This window comes from Rhodanobacter sp. FW104-R8 (assembly GCF_001617365.1).
Classification (GTDB): Bacteria; Pseudomonadota; Gammaproteobacteria; order Xanthomonadales; family Rhodanobacteraceae; genus Rhodanobacter.
On the sequence record NZ_LVJR01000124.1, the window covers coordinates 17,152 to 34,656 of the forward strand.

At 66.2% G+C, this 17,505-nt stretch carries 19 protein-coding genes and 1 tRNA gene; 12 read left to right on the top strand and 8 right to left on the bottom strand.

The features are described 5' to 3' along the window. Window positions 1-16: 16 nt before the first annotated feature. Window positions 17-1,891, top strand: a complete 1,875-nt coding sequence (locus RHOFW104R8_RS16595) for an MFS transporter (RefSeq protein WP_068095543.1) — start codon at window positions 17-19, stop codon at window positions 1,889-1,891. Window positions 1,892-1,897: 6 nt separating this feature from the next. Here the strand turns inward: RHOFW104R8_RS16595 and ampE are convergent, their stop codons facing one another. The 8 genes from ampE to RHOFW104R8_RS16635 form a co-directional block, all read right to left on the bottom strand. Further along, window positions 1,898-2,767, bottom strand: coding sequence for a regulatory signaling modulator protein AmpE (gene ampE / locus RHOFW104R8_RS16600; protein WP_068095545.1), 870 nt, complete (start codon window positions 2,765-2,767; stop codon window positions 1,898-1,900). A gap of 145 nt (window positions 2,768-2,912) precedes the next feature. Then, complete coding sequence (nudC, locus tag RHOFW104R8_RS16605; RefSeq protein ID WP_068095547.1) at window positions 2,913-3,887, bottom strand: NAD(+) diphosphatase; 975 nt, start codon at window positions 3,885-3,887, stop codon at window positions 2,913-2,915. 11 nt (window positions 3,888-3,898) lie between these two features. After that, complete coding sequence (gene erpA, locus RHOFW104R8_RS16610) at window positions 3,899-4,267, bottom strand: iron-sulfur cluster insertion protein ErpA (protein ID WP_068095564.1); 369 nt, start codon at window positions 4,265-4,267, stop codon at window positions 3,899-3,901. Between the two features lie 46 nt (window positions 4,268-4,313). Beyond that, window positions 4,314-4,745, bottom strand: a complete 432-nt coding sequence (locus RHOFW104R8_RS16615; protein ID WP_068095549.1) for a polymer-forming cytoskeletal protein — start codon at window positions 4,743-4,745, stop codon at window positions 4,314-4,316. Next, a complete protein-coding gene (locus tag RHOFW104R8_RS16620; RefSeq protein WP_068095551.1) occupies window positions 4,732-5,487 on the bottom strand; it encodes a DUF6776 family protein in 756 nt (251 codons plus the stop codon). The genes RHOFW104R8_RS16615 and RHOFW104R8_RS16620 overlap by 14 nt, the downstream gene beginning before the upstream one ends. Window positions 5,488-5,600: 113 nt before the next feature. Next, window positions 5,601-6,071, bottom strand: coding sequence for a bacterioferritin (gene bfr, locus RHOFW104R8_RS16625; RefSeq protein ID WP_068095553.1), 471 nt, complete (start codon window positions 6,069-6,071; stop codon window positions 5,601-5,603). A 130-nt stretch (window positions 6,072-6,201) separates the two neighbouring features. Then, a complete protein-coding gene (locus RHOFW104R8_RS16630) occupies window positions 6,202-6,408 on the bottom strand; it encodes a bacterioferritin-associated ferredoxin (RefSeq protein ID WP_063089622.1) in 207 nt (68 codons plus the stop codon). A gap of 56 nt (window positions 6,409-6,464) precedes the next feature. Continuing rightward, the gene (locus RHOFW104R8_RS16635; protein WP_068095555.1) at window positions 6,465-7,025 is read right to left on the bottom strand and encodes an RNA pyrophosphohydrolase; all 561 of its coding nucleotides are present in this window, start codon (window positions 7,023-7,025) and stop codon (window positions 6,465-6,467) included. Between the two features lie 178 nt (window positions 7,026-7,203). Here RHOFW104R8_RS16635 and RHOFW104R8_RS16640 point away from each other — a divergent pair. The 11 genes from RHOFW104R8_RS16640 (at window position 7,204) to RHOFW104R8_RS16680 (ending at window position 17,480) form a co-directional block, all read left to right on the top strand. Then, a tRNA-Met gene (locus tag RHOFW104R8_RS16640) sits at window positions 7,204-7,280 on the top strand. Between the two features lie 204 nt (window positions 7,281-7,484). Next, window positions 7,485-8,729, top strand: a complete 1,245-nt coding sequence (locus tag RHOFW104R8_RS16645; RefSeq protein WP_068095557.1) for a phage integrase central domain-containing protein — start codon at window positions 7,485-7,487, stop codon at window positions 8,727-8,729. Window positions 8,730-8,863: 134 nt separating this feature from the next. After that, window positions 8,864-9,118: a hypothetical protein gene (locus tag RHOFW104R8_RS16650; RefSeq protein ID WP_153021730.1), complete on the top strand. Its 255-nt coding sequence runs from the start codon at window positions 8,864-8,866 to the stop codon at window positions 9,116-9,118. Window positions 9,119-9,312: 194 nt separating this feature from the next. Beyond that, the gene (locus RHOFW104R8_RS17545; RefSeq protein WP_153021731.1) at window positions 9,313-9,729 is read left to right on the top strand and encodes a hypothetical protein; all 417 of its coding nucleotides are present in this window, start codon (window positions 9,313-9,315) and stop codon (window positions 9,727-9,729) included. Window positions 9,730-9,822: 93 nt separating this feature from the next. Further along, complete coding sequence (locus RHOFW104R8_RS16655) at window positions 9,823-10,149, top strand: AlpA family transcriptional regulator (RefSeq protein ID WP_235604350.1); 327 nt, start codon at window positions 9,823-9,825, stop codon at window positions 10,147-10,149. A 14-nt stretch (window positions 10,150-10,163) separates the two neighbouring features. Next, window positions 10,164-10,619: a helix-turn-helix domain-containing protein gene (locus RHOFW104R8_RS16660; protein ID WP_201030314.1), complete on the top strand. Its 456-nt coding sequence runs from the start codon at window positions 10,164-10,166 to the stop codon at window positions 10,617-10,619. Window positions 10,620-10,635: 16 nt separating this feature from the next. Next, window positions 10,636-11,160, top strand: coding sequence for a site-specific integrase (locus RHOFW104R8_RS17745; protein ID WP_201028724.1), 525 nt, complete (start codon window positions 10,636-10,638; stop codon window positions 11,158-11,160). Window positions 11,161-11,190: 30 nt separating this feature from the next. Next, entirely contained in the window at window positions 11,191-11,730 is a 540-nt protein-coding gene (locus RHOFW104R8_RS17750) for a hypothetical protein (protein WP_201028725.1), read from the top strand. Window positions 11,731-12,065: 335 nt separating this feature from the next. Next, window positions 12,066-14,516: an N-6 DNA methylase gene (locus RHOFW104R8_RS16670; protein WP_068096216.1), complete on the top strand. Its 2,451-nt coding sequence runs from the start codon at window positions 12,066-12,068 to the stop codon at window positions 14,514-14,516. Then, window positions 14,509-15,813 (top strand): restriction endonuclease subunit S, encoded by a 1,305-nt coding sequence (locus RHOFW104R8_RS16675; protein WP_082823689.1) that lies wholly within the window; start codon window positions 14,509-14,511, stop codon window positions 15,811-15,813. The genes RHOFW104R8_RS16670 and RHOFW104R8_RS16675 overlap by 8 nt, the downstream gene beginning before the upstream one ends. Further along, the gene (locus RHOFW104R8_RS16680; protein ID WP_068096212.1) at window positions 15,810-17,480 is read left to right on the top strand and encodes an ATP-binding protein; all 1,671 of its coding nucleotides are present in this window, start codon (window positions 15,810-15,812) and stop codon (window positions 17,478-17,480) included. The genes RHOFW104R8_RS16675 and RHOFW104R8_RS16680 overlap by 4 nt, the downstream gene beginning before the upstream one ends. Window positions 17,481-17,505: the final 25 nt, after the last annotated feature.

Consider the following 17,505-nt stretch of genomic DNA (forward strand, 5'->3'; position numbering starts at 1 on the left):
TGCACAAGGCCATCGCATGAGCCAATTCGCATTGCTGGGCAAGCGGCGTTTCGCGCCGTTCTTCTGGACCCAGGCGCTGGGGGCGTTCAATGACAACGCGTTCCGCAATGCGCTGGTGATGCTGGTGGCGTTCCAGATGGGGCTGGGCGACCGCACGGTGTCGCTTTACACCAACCTGGCGCCGGCGCTGTTCATCATTCCATTCTTCCTGTTCTCCGCCACCGCCGGGCAGCTGGCCGAGAAGTACGAGAAGAGCCGGATCATCCGCTGGGTGAAGCTGTTTGAGATCGCCGCGATGGCGCTGGCCGCGTACGGCTTCCACACGCACCACACCACGCTACTGCTGGTGGTGCTGTTCATGATGGGCATGCACTCGGCCACGTTCGGACCGATCAAGTACGCGATTCTGCCGCAGGCGCTGAAACCGGAGGAGCTGGTCGGCGGCAACGGCCTGGTGGAGATGGGCACGCAGCTGGCGATGCTGGTAGGCATGATCGCCGGCAACTCGCTGATGCTGGTGGCCGGGGTGGGGCCGCTGCTGGCGTCCGGCGCCACCATCGCGGTGGCGGTGGCTGGTTACCTGGCCTGCCGCGCGATTCCCCTCGCGCCGGCGACGGCACCCGACCTGAAGTTCAACTGGAACCCGTTCAGCGAGACTGCGCGGGTGCTGGCGATCACCCGCGCCGATCGTGCGGTGTTCAACGCGGTGCTGGGCATCTCGTGGTTCTGGTTCTTCGGCACCGTGCTGATCGCGCAGCTGCCGATCTACACGCGCGAGACGCTGGGTGGCGACGGCTCGGTGAACACGCTGGTGCTGACCCTGTTCTCGATCGGCACCGGCATCGGCGCGCTGCTGTGCGAGCGGATGTCAGGGCGGCGGGTGGAGATCGGCCTGGTGCCGCTGGGGGCGTTCGGGCTGACCGCGTTCGGGGTGGACCTGTACTTCGCGCGGCACGGCATGGCGACAGTGCGCGGGCTGGACTGGCTGGCCTTCCTGCACGGCGCGGGCAGCTGGCGCGTGGTGCTCGACCTCACCCTGATCGGCATGTTCGCCGGCTTCTACGTGGTGCCGCTGTTCGCGTTCGTGCAGGCGCGCGCGCCGCGCGAGCAACTGTCGCGGATCATCGCCGGCAACAACATCCTCAACGCGCTGCTGATCGTGCTGGCCGCCGGCTTCGGCCTGGGCCTGGGCGCGCTGGGGCTGGATGCGCCGCAGATCTTCCTCGCCGCAGCACTGCTCAACGTGCTGGTGGCCTGGTACATCTTCACCCTGGTGCCCGAGTTCCTGATGCGCTTCGTCACCTGGGTGCTGGTGAACACGCTGTACCGGGTGCGCGCCGACGGCGCCCAGCACATTCCGGAAGAGGGTCCGGTGCTGCTGGTGTGCAACCACGTCAGCTTCATGGACCCGCTGCTGCTGATGGCGAACCTGCGCCGGCCGGTGCGCTTCGTGATGTATTACCGGATCTTCCGTATCCCGCTGCTGAGCTTCGTGTTCCGCACCGCCAGGGCGATCCCGATCGCCGGGCACAAGGAAGATCCCGCAGTGCTGGAGCAGGCCTACGACGCAATCGACGCGGCACTGGCCGCGGGCGAGGTGGTGTGCGTATTCCCCGAAGGCGGGCTCAGTGCCGACGGCGAGATCGCGCCGTTCCGGCCCGGCGTGGAGGAGATCCTGGCGCGGCGGCCGGTGCCGGTGGTGCCGATGGCGCTGCGTGGCCTGTGGGGCAGCGTGTGGAGCCGGCGCGACTCGATGTTGCATCGTGCACGCCTGCCGCGACGGTTCCGTGCGCGGGTGGAGATGGTGGTAGCTGCGCCGCAGGCGCCCGCGCAGGTCAGCGCGGCGGCGCTGGAAGCGCGGGTGCGCGAGCTGCGCGGCGACCTGGCCTGAGCGGGCTCAGCCGATCCAGCCGCCAATCACCACCAGTGCCACCACGCTGAGCCAGGCCAGCAGGGCGCGCAGCAGGGCGCCGCGCAGGCGCCGCAGTTCGGCCAGCGGGTCGCTGTGTTCCTCGGCGTAGCCGTCGCCGGCCTCGATGTCGATCAGCACGTCGGCCTGCGCCGCGGCGCCCAGGAAACCCGGGCCGGCCGCGTACCAGCTGGTCGGTGCAGCCTGGCTGTGCCAGCGTCGCCAGGCGCCGATCACCGCCTCCCAGTGGCCGACCACGGCCAGGGTGAAGGTCAGCAGCTGCGCCGGCAGCCAGTCCAGCGCGTTGGCCACGTAGCCGGCGGCACGGCGGGTGTCCGGGTCGAGTCGCAGTGCGTCGTCGCGGCCCAGCGTCTGCGCCAGCCGGTACAGCAGCGCGCCAGCCGGGCCGAGCAGGAAGAACCACAGCAGCACGGCGAAGCGCCGGCGCAACGCGGCATAGGCGATCGCCTCACCCAATGCCGGTGCGTTCCAGGGGATCGGCTGGCCGTCGTCGGCCAGCGCCTGCGCCGCGGCCTCGCGGCTGGCGTCGTCCGGTGCGTCCAGGATCGCTTCCAGGTCGGCCTCGAATTCGCGCGGACCGAAGCAGTACAACAGCACCACCAGTGCGAACAGCAGCGGCAGCAATGCGCCCAGCGGCGAGTGCCCGAGCAGCCACTCCAGCAGCACGCACAGGACCAGCGGCAGCAGCAGGACCAGCGCCACGCGACCGCCGCCGCTGGTGTCCGCCCATTGCGCCACCCAGCGGCGGAACAAGCCGTCACCGCGCCAGCGTGCCAGGTGCGGCATGACGTGCAGCAGGCCGAGGGCGACGAGGGCAACTAGCAGACGGATAGCCATGGCGGGACGGGCTCGCGGACGGTGGCTGCCATTGTAAGCGACGGATCGCCGCCGGCAGCACGCGAAGGCGTCAATCGCCGATGGGCTGCGTTCGCCGGCGTGGGGCCGCCATGTTCGCCGTGCGCACGAACATCCGGCGGATCAGTCAGCCTGGTACGGCGTCGGCGACCAGCGCATCCAGCTCCAGCCCCGCGCGCTGCCGCAGCCAGTGCGCCAGCAACTGGTAGGACACTGATAGTCTGGTGGAGGGCACGAAGCTGCCGGCGGCGATGCCGTCGACGATCTGCTGCGGGGTGAACCAGCGCGCGTCTTCCAGCTCGTGATCGCGCCTGGCGATCCGCCGCGACGCCGCGGTGGCGATGAAGCCGACCATCAGCGAGGCCGGCATCGGCCATGGCTGCGAGGAGTGGTAGCGCACCGCGTCGACGATCACCCCGGCCTCCTCGGCCACCTCGCGGCGCACCGCGTCCTCCAGCGCCTCGCCCGGCTCGACGAAGCCGGCCAGGGTGGAGTAGCGCCCGGGCGGCCAGCCGGCCTGGCGGCCGAGCAGGCAGGCGCCGTCGTGCTCGACCAGCATGATCACGGCGGCGTCGGTGCGCGGAAAGTGCAGCCGCGCGCAGTCCGGGTTGGTGCATTGCGCGCGATGGCCGGCGGCAACCAGCAGCAGCGGCGCGCCGCAATGCGCGCAGAAGCGCGTCTCGCGCTGCCAGTGCGACAGGCCCTTGGCATAGGCGAACAGGCCGGCTTCGTCCGCGGCCAGCAGCAGGCCGGCGTGACGCAGGCCCACGCGGCGCGCGTCGAGCGCGGTTTCCAGTTCGTCGAGGCGGGCGGCATCGTCCGCCACCAGCAGGAAGTGCGGACGCTCGTAGGCCATGCCGAGCAGGCTGGCGCGCTGCTCGCCGAGCCAGTGCTCGCGTTCGCGGGCGTCGAGCCAGCGCAGCGCGTCCCCATCGCGTCGCAGGAACGCCTCGCCGGCACCGTCCAGCAGCAGGTAGCGCGCGTGCGGCGAACGGGCCTGTTCGACGATCCACACCGACTCGTCGCGCGACTCGGCCACGCGGTCGAGCACCAGACTCAGCCCGGCGAAGATGTTCGTGGGCGGCAGCGTGGCCCGGTCCATCGGCGGCGCCCTCAGGCGGAGAACGATGAACCGCAGCCGCAGGTGGTCTTCGCGTTCGGATTGCTGATCACGAACTGCGCGCCGCTGAGGTTCTCGGCGTAGTCGATCTGCGCGCCGGTGAGGTATTGCAGCGACAGCGGGTCGCACAGCAGGGTGACGCCATCGCGCTCGATCGCCAGGTCGTCCTCGGCCTGGGCCTCGTCGAAGGTGAAACCGTACTGGAAGCCCGAGCAACCGCCGCCGGAAATGTACACGCGCAGCTTCAGCGCGGGGTTGCCTTCCTCGGCAATCAGCTCATGCACCTTGTGCGCGGCGGCGGCGGTGAAAACCAGCGGAGCGCTGCCACTGCGGTAATCGGGGATCGCGACGAGAGTTTCCATGGTCATCTGGATGGGGGCGGGCGTGACGATAACCAAGCATACCGCGTCAGGCGGGTACGGCCTCGTCGAGCTCGGCGTCCGGCGCCGGCAGTTCGCGCTGGGCTTCGCCAACCTGGCGCGAGATGCGCCCGTTGACCTGCGCGCCGGCGGCCATTTCCATCGTGTGGTAGCGCAGGTCGCCGTCGATGCGCGCCTGCGGCGCCAGTTCCAGACGCACGCTGACGAAGACATCGCCGGTCACGTGGCCGTTGATCACCGCCTGCGGCACATGGATCTCGCCGTGCACCTGGCCGTGTTCGCTCAGGGTGAACATGGCATCGTCGCCTTCGCCCAGCACGCTGCCTTCGATGCGGCCGTCCAGGTGCAGCGCGCCGCTGAAGCGCAGGTCGCCGCGGATCACCGTGCCGCGGGCGATCAGGCTGGTCTCGTGGCTGCTGGTATTGCGATCGTTGCGATCGTTACGTCTACGGTTGAGCATCGTGGTCCCCTACGGTAGTAGTGATGTTTCCGCTCAGTGCGGCGCCCCAGGCGACGGCGTGGTCGAGGGCTGCGCCGCCGTCCGGCCGGATGCTGATGCGCAATCGTGTCGGGCGGAAGTCGGCCGGCAGCACGATGGTGCCGTGCAGTTGCTGGAAATAGGTGAAACGGAACGGCAGGCCGTCCTTCTGCGCGGTGTCGCCCAGCGCGGGCCAGTCCAGCCTCGCCACCTTGTCGCCGCGCAGGCCTTCCACGCTGACCAGGACGTGGCCGGAGACTTCCTCGCCGCGTTTGGCGTTCTGGGTCAGGCTGAGGCCGAGGTTCCAGCCGCGCGAGCCGGCGATCGGCTGCAGCTTCACCTCCTGCAGCTTCAGGCCCTGGCGCTGGGCGTCGCCGCCGACCAGCCGCGCGTAGAAGCCCAGGTCGGCGCGCAGGCCGTTCAGTTCTTCCTCGCGTTGGGCCAGGGTGCCGCGCAGCGAACGGGTGGCGACCTCGTTGACCTGGGCGGCGCGCTGCAGGTTGGCGAGCTGCTGCTTCAGATCGTCGATCTGGCCGAGCAGGGCACGCTGCTGGCGGTTGTCCACGGCGGCCGGGGTGTTCGCCCGCCGCGCCAATGCGCCGACAACCAGGCCGATCGCCAGCAGGCTGCCCAGCCAGGCCAAACCCAGCCACAGCCAGCGCCGACGATGGCCGGTGTCGTCGTGCCGGCGCACGACGAAGCGCGGTGGTGGTCGTGAGGCCATGCGGCGCGTTCCGGGGAAAGCCAGAGGTATAGCCCCGGCGTGACGAAAGCGTCAAGGAACGGGTGCACGCTTCGGGGGCACCGCCTGCCGGCGGGGGCGACGGCCCGCGCGGTTCAGCTCTGCATCTTGCTCTGCAGGTAGCGCTCCGCGCCGATGTCCTTGACCAGGCTGAACTGGGTTTCCAGCCAGTCGATGTGCTCTTCCTCGTCGTGCAGGATGCCCTTGAACAGGTCGCGGCTGACGTAGTCGGCAATGCCTTCGCTGTACGCGATCGCCTCGCGCAGGTCCTTCACGGCGGCCAGTTCCAGGTCCAGGTCGCCCTGCAGGCATTCCAGCGCGTTCTCGCCGATGCGCAGCTTGCCCAGGCGCTGCAGGTTCGGCAGTCCGTCGAGAAACAGGATGCGCTCGATCAGATGATCGGCGTGCTTCATCTCCTCGATCGACTCCTTGTACTCGTGCTCCGCCAGCTCGCTGTAGCCCCAGTCCTTGAACATGCGGCAGTGCAGGAAGTACTGGTTGATCGCGGTCAGCTCGTTGTAGAGCACCTTGTTGAGGAACTCGATGGCCTTGGCATCACCCTTCATGGCTTCCACTCCGTTCGAAGACAACGTGGACTATACAAACTCCACGCTCCGACGGCGGCAATGAGAACGACAACAGGTTGCCTGGTGCGGGATGAAACCCCCGCACGACGCGAACAGAAGAAGGGGAAACTCAGGCTGTGGCGAGCGGCAGCCGGCAGGTGACTTGCGACAAGGCCTTGTCGAACGTGGCGCGCGCTTCCTGCTCGCAGCAGCCGCAGCAGTCCGAGCAGCCGGTGCGGGCCTGCAGTTCGGCAAAGGCATGCACGCCATTGGCCGCTTCGCGGCGGATGTCGTGATCGGTGACGGCGTTGCACATGCAGATGTACATGGCGCGCATTGGAACGCGAATGCGAATGATTGTCAACAATCAGCCGATCACCTGCGGCCATCCGTTCAGGCGGCGGCGCGACCGTCGCGCGGCCCGGTGGGCGGGGAATCGGCGTCGTCGCGCGGGGGTAGCTTGCCGAGCTGGATGCCGAACAGTTCCTCTACCAGCGGGGCGAAATGCCGCAAGGCCCGTTCGTAGACCTGGCGCTTGAAGTTGACCACGTGCGCGGCCGGGTACCAGAAATCGACCCAGCGCCACAGGTCGAACTCCGGCTTCTCGCAGGCATCGAGCTTCAGCTCGCCCTCGTCGCCGACCAGCCGGAGCAGGAACCAGACCTGTTTCTGGCCGATGCAGATGGGGCGCTGGTGGTGGCGCACATAGCGGCCGGGCAGGCGGTAGCGCAGCCAGCCGTGGGTGGCGCCGAGCACCTCCACGTGGTGCGCGGCCAGCCCGGTCTCCTCCTGCAGTTCGCGGTACATCGCCTCCAGCGGAGTCTCGTCCGTATGCATGCCGCCCTGCGGGAACTGCCAGCCATCGCGACTGACCCGGCGCGCCCAGAACAGCCGGCCGTCCGCATTCAGCAGCACGATGCCCACGTTCGGACGGTAGCCATCAACATCGATCATGTCGCCTCCTGGGGCGTGCGGCGTGGTTTGCCGGCACGGCCACACCTAGCCCCTGCGGCCGATTCAACCACGGCGCGCGAAGCAGCGGCAAGCGACAGACTTGAACCCGGCGGGCGACACGACTACACTGCCGCGCCCCGCCCGCATCGTTCCGATCCGGCATGGCGGGTTCCCCCGTGGCTATGTAGCTCAGCCGGTTAGAGCACAGCACTCATAATGCTGGGGTCGGTGGTTCGAGTCCACCCATAGCCACCAATGGCCTGTTTCAAGGCATCCCGGTAAAACCCAAGAATCTCATGAAACCCGCATAACAGCGGGTTTTTTAATGCCCTGAGCGTCCCGGCGCGGCCCATTGAAGCCCTGCGGGGGTAGGGGTAGTCTTGGGGGTACTTGGGGGTTTCGGCAAGGTTGGGTCTGAAAAGTACCCCCAGAACGCGTCCAGGGCTTGGGAGACAAGGCATGGCGACGGGTACGGGCAAGCTGACCGATCTGAAATGCAGGAGTGCTCCGTCGGGCAAGCACTTCGATGGCGGCGGTCTTTTCCTGCATGTCACCGAGGCCGGGCGCTACTGGCGTCTGAAGTACCGCCATGCCGGCAAGGAGAAGCTGCTGGCGCTCGGCGTCTACCCCGAGGTAACCCTGAGCAAGGCGCGCCATCGCCGCGACGAGGCGCGCGCGTTGGTGCAGGATGGTCGCGATCCGGGCGCCGAACGGCAAGCGGACAAACTGCGCGCCAAAGTGGCGGCCGACAATACCTTCGAAGCGGTGGCGCGGGAGTGGCTGGCACTGAAGGCCCACGAGTGGACGCCTCGCCAGCACGACAAGGAGCGCGACCGGCTGGAGAACCATGCTTTCCCTTGGATCGGTCGCTTGCCCGTCGCCGACATCGGCGTGCCGGAAATCCGGCCCCTGTTGACGCGCGTGGTCAATCGCGGGCACCTGGAGCAGTCACATCGCCTCCGGCACCAGTTGAGTCGGGTATTTCGCTATGCGGTGGCCACCGAGCGAGCGACCCGCGACCCCGCAGCCGACCTGCGCGATACCTTGCCGGCGCGTCAGCGGAAGAATTTCCCGACCATCACCGACCCCAAGCAGGTGGGCGAACTGTTGCGCGCCATCGACGCCTATAGCGGTACGTTCGAGGTGTCCTGCGCGCTCAAGCTCGCGCCGCTATGGTTTTGCCGGCCCGGCGAGATCCGCCTGGCCGAGTGGGAACACTTCGATCTGGACGGCGAACTTCCGAGCTACACCGTGCCACCCGCAAACCGGAAGCTGCGCAAGGCGGAGAAGGAAAACCCGAATACCCCGCCGCATATCGTGCCGCTGTCCCGGCAGGCGTTGGCGGTGCTGCGCGAGCTGCAGCCGCTGACCGGTCACGGTCGCTATCTGTTTCCCGGCGCACGCACGCCGAGCCGACCGATGTCCGACGGCGCGGTGAACATGGCACTAGCCCGCATGGGCTACAAAGGTGTCCTGACCGGCCACGGCTTCCGCCACATGGCGCGTACTCTGCTGGGCGAACTGGGCTGGAACCCGGAGGCGCTGGAGCGTCAGCTGTCGCACAAGGAGCCGGGCGTCGCCGGCATCTATAACAAGGCGCAGCATCTGCCCGAGCGCCGGAAGATCATGCAGGCATGGGCCGACTATCTGGATGGGCTTCGCGCAGGCAACCAAGTGATTCCGATCAGACGCGAGCGCGCTTGACTCAGAGTGCGCGAAGCCCGCCAGGAAGGCCCTGCATGGCAGGATTGAGTGGGCACCCGGACAAAACCGGCATGCCCCACAAGCGGGCTTCGCGCCGACCGATGTTATCAGCGGCTGCTCACTTGGAGACGTTCATGCCTGTTCCAACTGATCCGAAACACTCGCGAGCCACACCCGCAACACGGGAGGTTTATCGCCTGACCGATGCCGAAATCGCGGAGCTGCGGGAGAAATTCCGCAAGTCAGGTGAATGGGCGAGGCAGCAGCTGGCGATCGACCCGGAACTGAAGCACCTGGGGCGGCCAGCGGGCTGGCCGGGTACCGCGGCCGAGGACAAGCAGTCAAAAGAGTCGAGTGAGCTTGAGGCAGTCAAACGCTTGGCCGAGTAGATTGGCTGCCTGCGACAGCACGCGTTACGCTGCCCGCACCGTGCCATGGTGTGCCAGAAGGTGGCTTTACTATGCGACCGACAAAGTGTGTTGCGAGCAGAGAGCGCCATCGCGGCGCGAAGATTGATGCCGGTGTCGTGCTTGCGCGCGTCCTGCGGGAAGGGCCAGACGCCTTGCTCACGCGTGGTGAAGCCGTGGCATTGATCGCATCGCGCGTGAAGGATGCGCGTGACGATGACAGGTCGGTGCGAAACCGGATCGGCACAAAAATGGATCGGGCCGCTGAAACGGGTCGTGCTGCGCACCAGGGTGGACTTGCTCGCTTGGCGGATGGTCGCTACACGGTCGACGAAATAGCGTACTGGGCGAACATCAATTTTCCCGGCGTGTTCAAGGATCTACCTTGCAGGCTGCGAGAGATTCTTTCGAGCCTCCACAGTGGCTTCGCTATGGCTGATAAGCCGGTGGAAGAAGTGACGCCGGGTGATCTCAAGGGATGTCAGACGTTGGTTGAGCGACTGCGGGATGAACTGAGGCGGGTACGGGCCGAACAAGCACGCGCCGAGGTCGAACGCAAACGCAAACTGGTAGAAAACTTCAAAGGCAAGTGAACACAAATCGGCGCGCCCTTTGGTGCGTCGATCCTGTGTTCACAGAATGAGGAGCCGTCCCCGCCGATTCCGGCGAAGCACAGGACGGCTCACATGAAACCGATTCTCCCCGCCCAGCTCACCCTCCCGCCCTTCGACACACTGCCGGCCACAACAGCGCCAGCTCGCGAGAAACGCCGGCAAGCGACAATGCAACCGGCACACGGCCACGACCGCCTGCTCCGTCGTAGGGAGGTGCAAGAGGCGACAGGGTTAAGCCGGACAGCCTTGTATCGCCTGATCGCCGCGAACGACTTCCCGGCGCAGGTGCGCCTGTCGACCAATACGGTGGGGTGGCTTTGTTCCGAGGTCGATGTCTGGATCGCCGGTCGCGTCGCGGCAAGTCGCGCGGCCAAGCCCTCCACCCAAACGCGCCGCTGACTATGGGCGCGCGCTTGCCCAATCCCCAGTGGGCCAAGATCCATCGCAGCTACAACGTGGAAGAGGCGGCCCGGTTATGCGGCGTCCACCGCAATACCGTCCGGCAGTGGATCAAGCAGGGGCTCCCGGTTTGCGATGATCGGCGGCCGGTGCTTGTGCTTGGCCACCAGTTGCGGGTTTTCCTGCAAGCCAAGCGCACCAGAAACAAATGCCCCTGCGGCCCTGGGCGCATCTACTGCGTACGCTGCCGAAGCCCCAAGGTGCCCGCCGGCCAGATGGCCGACTACATCCCTTTATCGAGCGCGGGCGGGTCGCTGACGGGGATCTGTCCCGATTGCGGTTCGATGATGTATCGGCGGGTCAGTCTGACCAAGTTGGCGTCGATTCGGGGCGAGCTAGACGTCATGGTGCCGCAAGCACATTCACGCATAGGCGAGAGCAACCATCCCTTCGTGAATAGTGACTTGTGAACAGGAGCATCCACCCATGTCAAAACACAATCCGAACAACGAACGCATCAAGCGCCAATACTTCACCTATCTCAAGGATGCCTATGGCTACAGTGAGGCCACGGTGGATGCCGTCGCCAAGGCACTGGATCGCTTCGAAGAAGACACCAAACGCAAGGACTTCAAGGCCTATCACTACGAGCAGGCCATTGCCTTCAAGCGGCATCTGGTGGAGCAGCGCAACCAGGAAACCGGCAAACCTCTGAGCAATGCCACCACCTACGCCACGCTGGCGCATCTGAAACGGTTCTTTCACTGGCTGGCCGGGCAGCCCGGCTACAAGTCGCGTCTGAAGTTCAGCGACGCCGACTATTTTGGCTTGTCGAACAAGGACACTCGGGTGGCCACGGCGCACCGGGAGTCACACTCGCCCACGCTGGAACAGGTCAAACACGTCATCAGCATCATGCCCATCACTACGGACGTGGAGCGCCGCGATCGCGCGCTGATCGCGTTCACCCTGCTCACGGGAGCCCGCGACAGCGCCATTGCCTCGATGTGACTGCGGCACGTCGACCTGATCGAGCAAAGCGTGTTCCAGGATGCGCGTGTGGTAAAAACCAAGAACAGCAAAACCTTCACCACGCACTTTTTCCCGGTAGGCGAGGAGATCAAGGCCATCGTGGTGGATTGGATCACCTGGCTGCGGGCGGAGAAACTCCTGGGCTTAGACGATCCGCTGTTTCCAGCAACGGAATGTCGGCCGGATGTCTGCCAGCAATTCAAGGCGATGGGTCTGTCTCGCATCGGCTGGCAAAGCGCGGGGCCGATCCGAAGGATTTTCCGCGAAGCCTTCACCCGTGCAGGTCTGCCGTACTTCAACCCGCACAGCCTGCGCAAGACGCTGGCTCGCTTCGGGCAGCAAGTGTGCAAATCCCCCGAGCAGTACAAGGTGTGGAGCCAAAGTTTGGGGCATGACGACGTGCTGACCACGTTTACCAGCTATGGGTCGGTATCCATCGAACGTCAGGGCGAGATCATGCGAGCACTGGCGGCACCGAAAGCCGAAGCAACTTCCAGGCAACAGGTGATCGAGGAGTTTCAGCAGATGCTGGGAAGACTGGGAACTTGAAGCAGCAGTGGCTGCGAGAGAAGAGAACCCGGTGGCAATCTGCCCTAAGCTGCCTGGACGGTGGATTTCAGCGAGGAACGCCCCGCAGCTCAATGGGTTGACGCGACAGTCGACGCCGGTGGCGTCGACCCGACTTCAATCCGCTCTGCGGGGCGCGCATTGAAGTTAGCGCGGGCGGTGCACAATCTCAATGTCATGTAGCCCTGACCGTTGCGGCCTCCTATCATCAGGAGCCCGCCGGAGCCGGCGGAGGGGTCGATGACTGTCCAGGGGCGTGGCTTGCGCTGATGGTGTTGCATCGACCGCCGCAACCCACCGCACGGAATTCGCATCGCATGCCCCTCACCCTCCCCCAGCTCGAACGCCACCTGTTCAAGGCCGCCGACATCCTGCGCGGCAAGATGGACGCCTCCGAGTTCAAGGAATACATCTTCGGCATGCTGTTTCTGAAGCGCTGCTCGGACGTGTTCGACCAGCGCCGCGAGGAGGTCATCGCACAGCAGCGGGCGCAGGGCAGCAGCCAGGCCGAGGCGGTGGAGCTGGCGGAGGTGAAGCGCTGGTACGGGCAATCCTTCTACGTGCCGCCCACCTCGCGCTGGTCGTACCTGGTGAACGAGGCGCACGAGAACGTCGGCGACTTCCTCAACAAGGCGCTGGGCGGGCTGGAGAACAACAACGCCAGCCTGCACGACGTGCTGGAGCACATCGACTTCACCCGCAAGGTGGGTGCCAGCAAGATCCCCGACATCAAGCTGCGCCAGCTGATCACCCACTTCAGCAGCTACCGCCTGCGCAACGAGGACTTCGAGTTCCCCGACCTGCTCGGCGCCGCCTACGAATACCTCATCAGCGAGTTCGCCGACTCCGCTGGCAAGAAGGGCGGCGAGTTCTACACCCCGCGCTCGGTGGTGCGCATGATGGTGCGCCTGCTCAAGCCCACGCAGGACATGAGCATCTACGACCCCTGCGTTGGGTCAGGCGGCATGTTGATCCTCAGCAAGGAATACGTCGACGAGCACGGCGGCGAAGGCCGGCGCCTGGCGCTGTACGGGCAGGAGGAAAACGGCACCGTCTGGTCCATCGCCAAGATGAACATGCTGCTGCACGGCATACCCAACGCCGACCTGCGCAACGACGACACCCTGGGCGAGCCCGCCCACGTCGAGAACGGCGAACTGTTGCGCTTCGATCGCGTGCTCAGCAATCCGCCGTTTTCGATCAACTGGGGCACCGCCGACAAGGGCAAGGATGGCCAGCCGGTGTGGCAGCCGCGCCACCCCGAGCGCTTCCGCTACGGCCAGGTGCCGCTGGGTGCGAAGAAGGCCGACCTGATGTTCCTGCAGCACATGGTCGCGGTGACGCGCGAAGGCGGCATGGTCGCCACCGTGATGCCGCATGGCGTGCTGTTCCGCGGCGGCGACGAGTGCGCCATCCGCGCCGGCCTGATTGAGGCCGACCTGCTTGAAGCGGTTATCGGCCTGCCCGCCAACCTGTTCTACGGCACCGGCATCCCCGCCTGCGTGCTGGTGCTGCGCCAGTGCCGCGGCAACGAGAGCGGCAAGCCGGCCGAGCGCCGCGGGAAGGTGCTGTTCATCAACGCCGACCGCGAATACTTCGAGGGCCGCGCGCAGAACTACCTGCTGCCCGAGCACATCGAGAAGATCGTCAACACCTTCGACCACTTCGCCGCCGTGCCCGGCTTCGCCGCCCTGGTCGACACCGCGACGCTCAAGGGCAACGACTACAACCTCAACATCCGCCGTTACGCCGACAACGCATCACCGTCGGAGCCGCAGGACGTGCGCGCCCACCTCGCCGGCGGCGTGCCCCGGGCGGAAGTTGAAGCCAAGGCCGCGCTGTTCCGCGCGCACGGCCTCGACCCGGACGACCTGCTGCTGGCGCGCGATGCGGGCTACCTGGATTTCGCGCCGAACCTCACCACCCGCGCCACGCTCAAGCTCGCCATCGAAACCCATCCCGGCGTGCTCGCCGCCGAGCAGGCCGTGGCCGATGCCTTCGACGGCTGGTGGCAGGCGCACAGCCCACGCATCACGGCACTGGCCGGCGCGCCCAGCTTCGTCAGCCTGCGCCAGGAGCTGCTCACCAGCTTCAGCGCCGCGCTGGAGCCGGTGGGCCTGCTCGGCCGCTACGCCGTGCGCGGCATCGTCGCCGGCTTCTGGGACCAGTCCAAGTACGACTTCCTCACCCTGATGGCGCGCGGAGCCAAGGGCGTGGTCGCCGCCTGGCGCAGCTCCATCCTCACCGCGCTGGACGACGACAAGGCCAAGCAGAACCCGCTCGACCACAAGCTGGTGCGCGCCCTGCTTCCGGACTTCATCGAGTCGCTGGCCGAACTCGACGCACGCAAGGCCGAGCTGGACAGCCAGCTCAAGGCAGCCGCGCCAGACAAGGGCGAGGAGGGCGAGGCCGAAGCCGGCGACGACGACGAGGCCGCCGTCGACGAGGCCCAGCTCAAGGCCTGGAAGAAGGAACTGGCAGCGCTCAAGAAACAGCTCAAGGCGCAGCAGGCCGCGTTTGCCGAACACCTGAATGCTGCCGTCGACGCGCTGGACGAGGCGCAGGCCGCCGCCCTGCTGCTGGTGATCCTTCGCGCCGACATGCAGGCCATCCTGGGTCGCCACGTCAGCGCGCAGCGCCAGCAACTGGTCGCGGCGTTCGAGAACTGGTGGGACAAGTACCGGGTGACGCTGGTGGCGATCGAGCAGGAGCGCGATGCGGCGGCGGGGGAGTTGCAGTGGTTTTTGAAGGCGTTGGGGTATGTGTGAGACGAGTGCCGAAGCACCTCAAGGCTGGACCGCCAAGGCCCTTGCAGACGTGGCCAATCAGATAACGAGTGGAGGAACGCCAACGTCTGGAAGTCCTCGTTATTACGTGAGAAACGGTGGCCTCCCGTATGCGAAGACGGAAGACTTGACACGTGCGCCCTCGAAGTACATCTCGCACTGCGAGCTTGCGATTTCCGACGCGGCTCTGAAGGAAACGGCTGCAAAGCGGTACCCGACGGGAACAGTCCTTGTTTCCATGTACGGAACGATCGGCCTCACAAAGGTTACCGCCTGCGAAATGGCAGCCAATCAGGCCCTGTGCGCTTTACTGCCTCCGTTCGCCTGTGATGCGGGCTACCTGTATCACCACCTCAATCACGTCCGTGACGATTGGCAGAAGTTCTCTGGCCAGACGACACAGGCGAACATAAATGGCGCCATCGTTCGAACACACAGACTTCCGCTGCCGCCGAAGCCCGAGCAAACGAGAATCGCGCGGGTGCTCGACACACTCGACACCACCATCCGCCAGACCGAGGCGATCATCGCCAAGCTCAAGCAGGTTAAGCAGGGGCTGCTGCACGACCTGCTGACCCGCGGCATCGACGCCAACGGCGAACTGCGCCCCCCGCATAGCGAAGCACCGCATCTCTACAAGCCATCGCCGCTGGGGTGGATTCCGAAGGCGTGGGATGTCGACTTGCTCGACAGTGTGGCAATTCGCGGAAGTGGGCACACACCAAGCAAGAGTGTTCGCTCGTACTGGGATGGCGGAGTGAAGTGGGTGTCGCTAGCTGACTCGCACCGCCTTGACCAGATCTACATTGATGAAACGGACAAGCAGATCAGCGATCTTGGCGTGGCGAATTCGTCTGCAGTGAAGCATCCGGCCGGCACGGTGATCCTGTCGCGCGACGCGGGCATAGGCAAAAGCGCTGTGTTGGCGTCTGAGATGGCAGTTAGCCAGCACTTCATGGCGTGGCGTTGCGGCGAGCGATTGAACAACCTGTTCCTGTACTTCAGCCTTCAGCGACTGAAGCCCCAGTTTGAAGCAATCGCCATAGGCAGCACGATCAAGACGATTGGACTGCCGTTTTTCAAGAGATTTGAGATTGCCCTGCCGCCACGTGCTGAGCAGGATCGAGCCGTCGAAGTTTTGATGGTGGTTGAGCAGAGCCTGGCTCGTGAAGAAAGGTATCTGGCTAAGCTTGGCGAGCAGAAATCCGGCCTCATGGATGACCTTCTCACCGGCCGCGTCCGCGTCACCCCGCTGCTGGAGGCTGTCACCACGCCATGACCGCGCCCGTCCTGCCCCCGCGCGAAACGCTGACGGTCGAGTTCAAGAGCGACCGCGCGAAGCTGTCCGATCGTGAGCTGGTCGAGGCGGTAGTGTGTCTGGCCAACGCCGAGGGCGGCGAGCTGTGGCTGGGCGTCGAGGACGACGGTACGCCGACCGGCCTGCATGCCGAGCATCGCCTGCTGACCGGTCTGGCCGGCCTGATTGCCGCGCGCACCTCGCCCTCGCTGGCAGTGAGCGTGACGCCGGTCGAGATCGGCGGCGTGGCGCTGGCGCATCTCGCCGTGCCCAAGGCGATGGGCGAGGTGGCGACGAACGCCGGCGTTTACCTGCGCCGCCGCCTCAAGCACGACGGCCGCCCGGAATGCGTGCCGATGCTGCCGCACGACCGCGCCAGCCACGCGACGCGCTTCGGCCTGGTGGACGCCTCCGCGCAGCCGGTGGCCGGCGCGCGGCTGGAGGACTTCGATCCGCTGGAACGCGAGCGACTGCGCCAGAGCGTGCAGCAGTACGGCGGCGACCGCGTGTTGCTGGAGCTGGACGACGAGGCGCTGGACGGTGCGCTGGGTTGCACCGTGCGCCAGGGCGACGGCAGCCGCGTGCCTACGCTCACCGGCCTGTTGTTGCTGGGCCGCGAGGGCGCCTTGCGCGAACACGTCGCCACCCACGAGTTCGCGTTCCAGGTACTGGCGCGCGAGGCGGTGGGTTTCAACGAGTTCCGTCGTTTCCCGCTGTTGAAGGCGCTGGAGTGGCTGGAGACGAACTTCCGCCCGTACAACCCGGAGCGCGAGCTGCTGGTGGGGCTGTTCCGCGTGCCGGTGCCGAAGGTGGACATGGGCGCGTTCCGCGAGGCGGTGGCGAACGCGCTGATCCACCGCGACTACCACCGGCTGGGCGCCGTGCATGTGCGCCTGGCCGACAACGACCTGACCATCAGCAACCCCGGCGGCCTGGTGGAAGGCGTGACCTTGGCCAACCTTCTTACCACCGAACCGCGCCCGCGCAACCGCACGTTGGCCGATGCGATGAAACGCATCGGCGTGGTGGAGCGCTCCGGCCGCGGCGTGGACACGATCTACCGCGGCATGCTGCGCTTCGGCCGCCCGGAGCCGGACTACAGCGCGACCGACCGCAACAACGTGGTGCTGCGGCTGGCCACAGTGGATGCCGATGCGGCGTTCCTGCGCCTGATCGTGGAGGAGGAGGGTCGCCGCGGCAGCGCGTTGCCGATCGACAGCCTGATTGCGTTGGCCGCCTTGCGCGAAGCGAAGCGCCTCTCTCCCGAGGATCTGGCGGCCCATATCCAGCGCGACGTGTTGCACGCCAAGCGCACGCTGGAGGTTCTGCTGGAGGCCGGGCTGGTGGAGGCCCACGGGAATACGCCGCGCACGCGCAGCTACACGCTCTCGGTTCGGCTGTACGACGCGGTCGGCGACAAGGTGGCATTCACCCGGCAGGCCGGCTTCACCGCCATCCAGCACGAACACATGGTGCTGAATTACGTGAAGCAGCACGGACAGATTCGTCGTGCCGAGGTGATCGAGCTGTGCCGGCTGACCGAGGAGCAGGCGAAGCAGCTGCTCAAGAAAATGAAGCAGGACGAGAGCCTGGTGCAGCACAAGACTCGGCGCGCGGCCTTTTACACCCTGGGCCCCAGGGCGAGTTGATCAGGTAGTCGCATCAGGGTGTGAG

Excerpts from the sequence above, each read along its gene's own strand:
- RHOFW104R8_RS16595 (WP_068095543.1), top strand. The coding sequence starts at position 17 with ATGAGCCAATTCGCATTGCTGGGCAAGCGGCGTTTCGCGCCGTTCTTC.
- ampE (WP_068095545.1), bottom strand. The coding sequence starts at position 2,767 with ATGGCTATCCGTCTGCTAGTTGCCCTCGTCGCCCTCGGCCTGCTGCAC.
- nudC (WP_068095547.1), bottom strand. The coding sequence starts at position 3,887 with ATGGACCGGGCCACGCTGCCGCCCACGAACATCTTCGCCGGGCTGAGT.
- erpA (WP_068095564.1), bottom strand. The coding sequence starts at position 4,267 with ATGGAAACTCTCGTCGCGATCCCCGATTACCGCAGTGGCAGCGCTCCG.
- RHOFW104R8_RS16615 (WP_068095549.1), bottom strand. The coding sequence starts at position 4,745 with ATGCTCAACCGTAGACGTAACGATCGCAACGATCGCAATACCAGCAGC.
- RHOFW104R8_RS16620 (WP_068095551.1), bottom strand. The coding sequence starts at position 5,487 with ATGGCCTCACGACCACCACCGCGCTTCGTCGTGCGCCGGCACGACGAC.
- bfr (WP_068095553.1), bottom strand. The coding sequence starts at position 6,071 with ATGAAGGGTGATGCCAAGGCCATCGAGTTCCTCAACAAGGTGCTCTAC.
- RHOFW104R8_RS16630 (WP_063089622.1), bottom strand. The coding sequence starts at position 6,408 with ATGCGCGCCATGTACATCTGCATGTGCAACGCCGTCACCGATCACGAC.
- RHOFW104R8_RS16635 (WP_068095555.1), bottom strand. The coding sequence starts at position 7,025 with ATGATCGATGTTGATGGCTACCGTCCGAACGTGGGCATCGTGCTGCTG.
- RHOFW104R8_RS16645 (WP_068095557.1), top strand. The coding sequence starts at position 7,485 with ATGGCGACGGGTACGGGCAAGCTGACCGATCTGAAATGCAGGAGTGCT.
- RHOFW104R8_RS16650 (WP_153021730.1), top strand. The coding sequence starts at position 8,864 with ATGCCTGTTCCAACTGATCCGAAACACTCGCGAGCCACACCCGCAACA.
- RHOFW104R8_RS16655 (WP_235604350.1), top strand. The coding sequence starts at position 9,823 with ATGAAACCGATTCTCCCCGCCCAGCTCACCCTCCCGCCCTTCGACACA.
- RHOFW104R8_RS17745 (WP_201028724.1), top strand. The coding sequence starts at position 10,636 with ATGTCAAAACACAATCCGAACAACGAACGCATCAAGCGCCAATACTTC.
- RHOFW104R8_RS16670 (WP_068096216.1), top strand. The coding sequence starts at position 12,066 with ATGCCCCTCACCCTCCCCCAGCTCGAACGCCACCTGTTCAAGGCCGCC.
- RHOFW104R8_RS16675 (WP_082823689.1), top strand. The coding sequence starts at position 14,509 with ATGTGTGAGACGAGTGCCGAAGCACCTCAAGGCTGGACCGCCAAGGCC.
- RHOFW104R8_RS16680 (WP_068096212.1), top strand. The coding sequence starts at position 15,810 with ATGACCGCGCCCGTCCTGCCCCCGCGCGAAACGCTGACGGTCGAGTTC.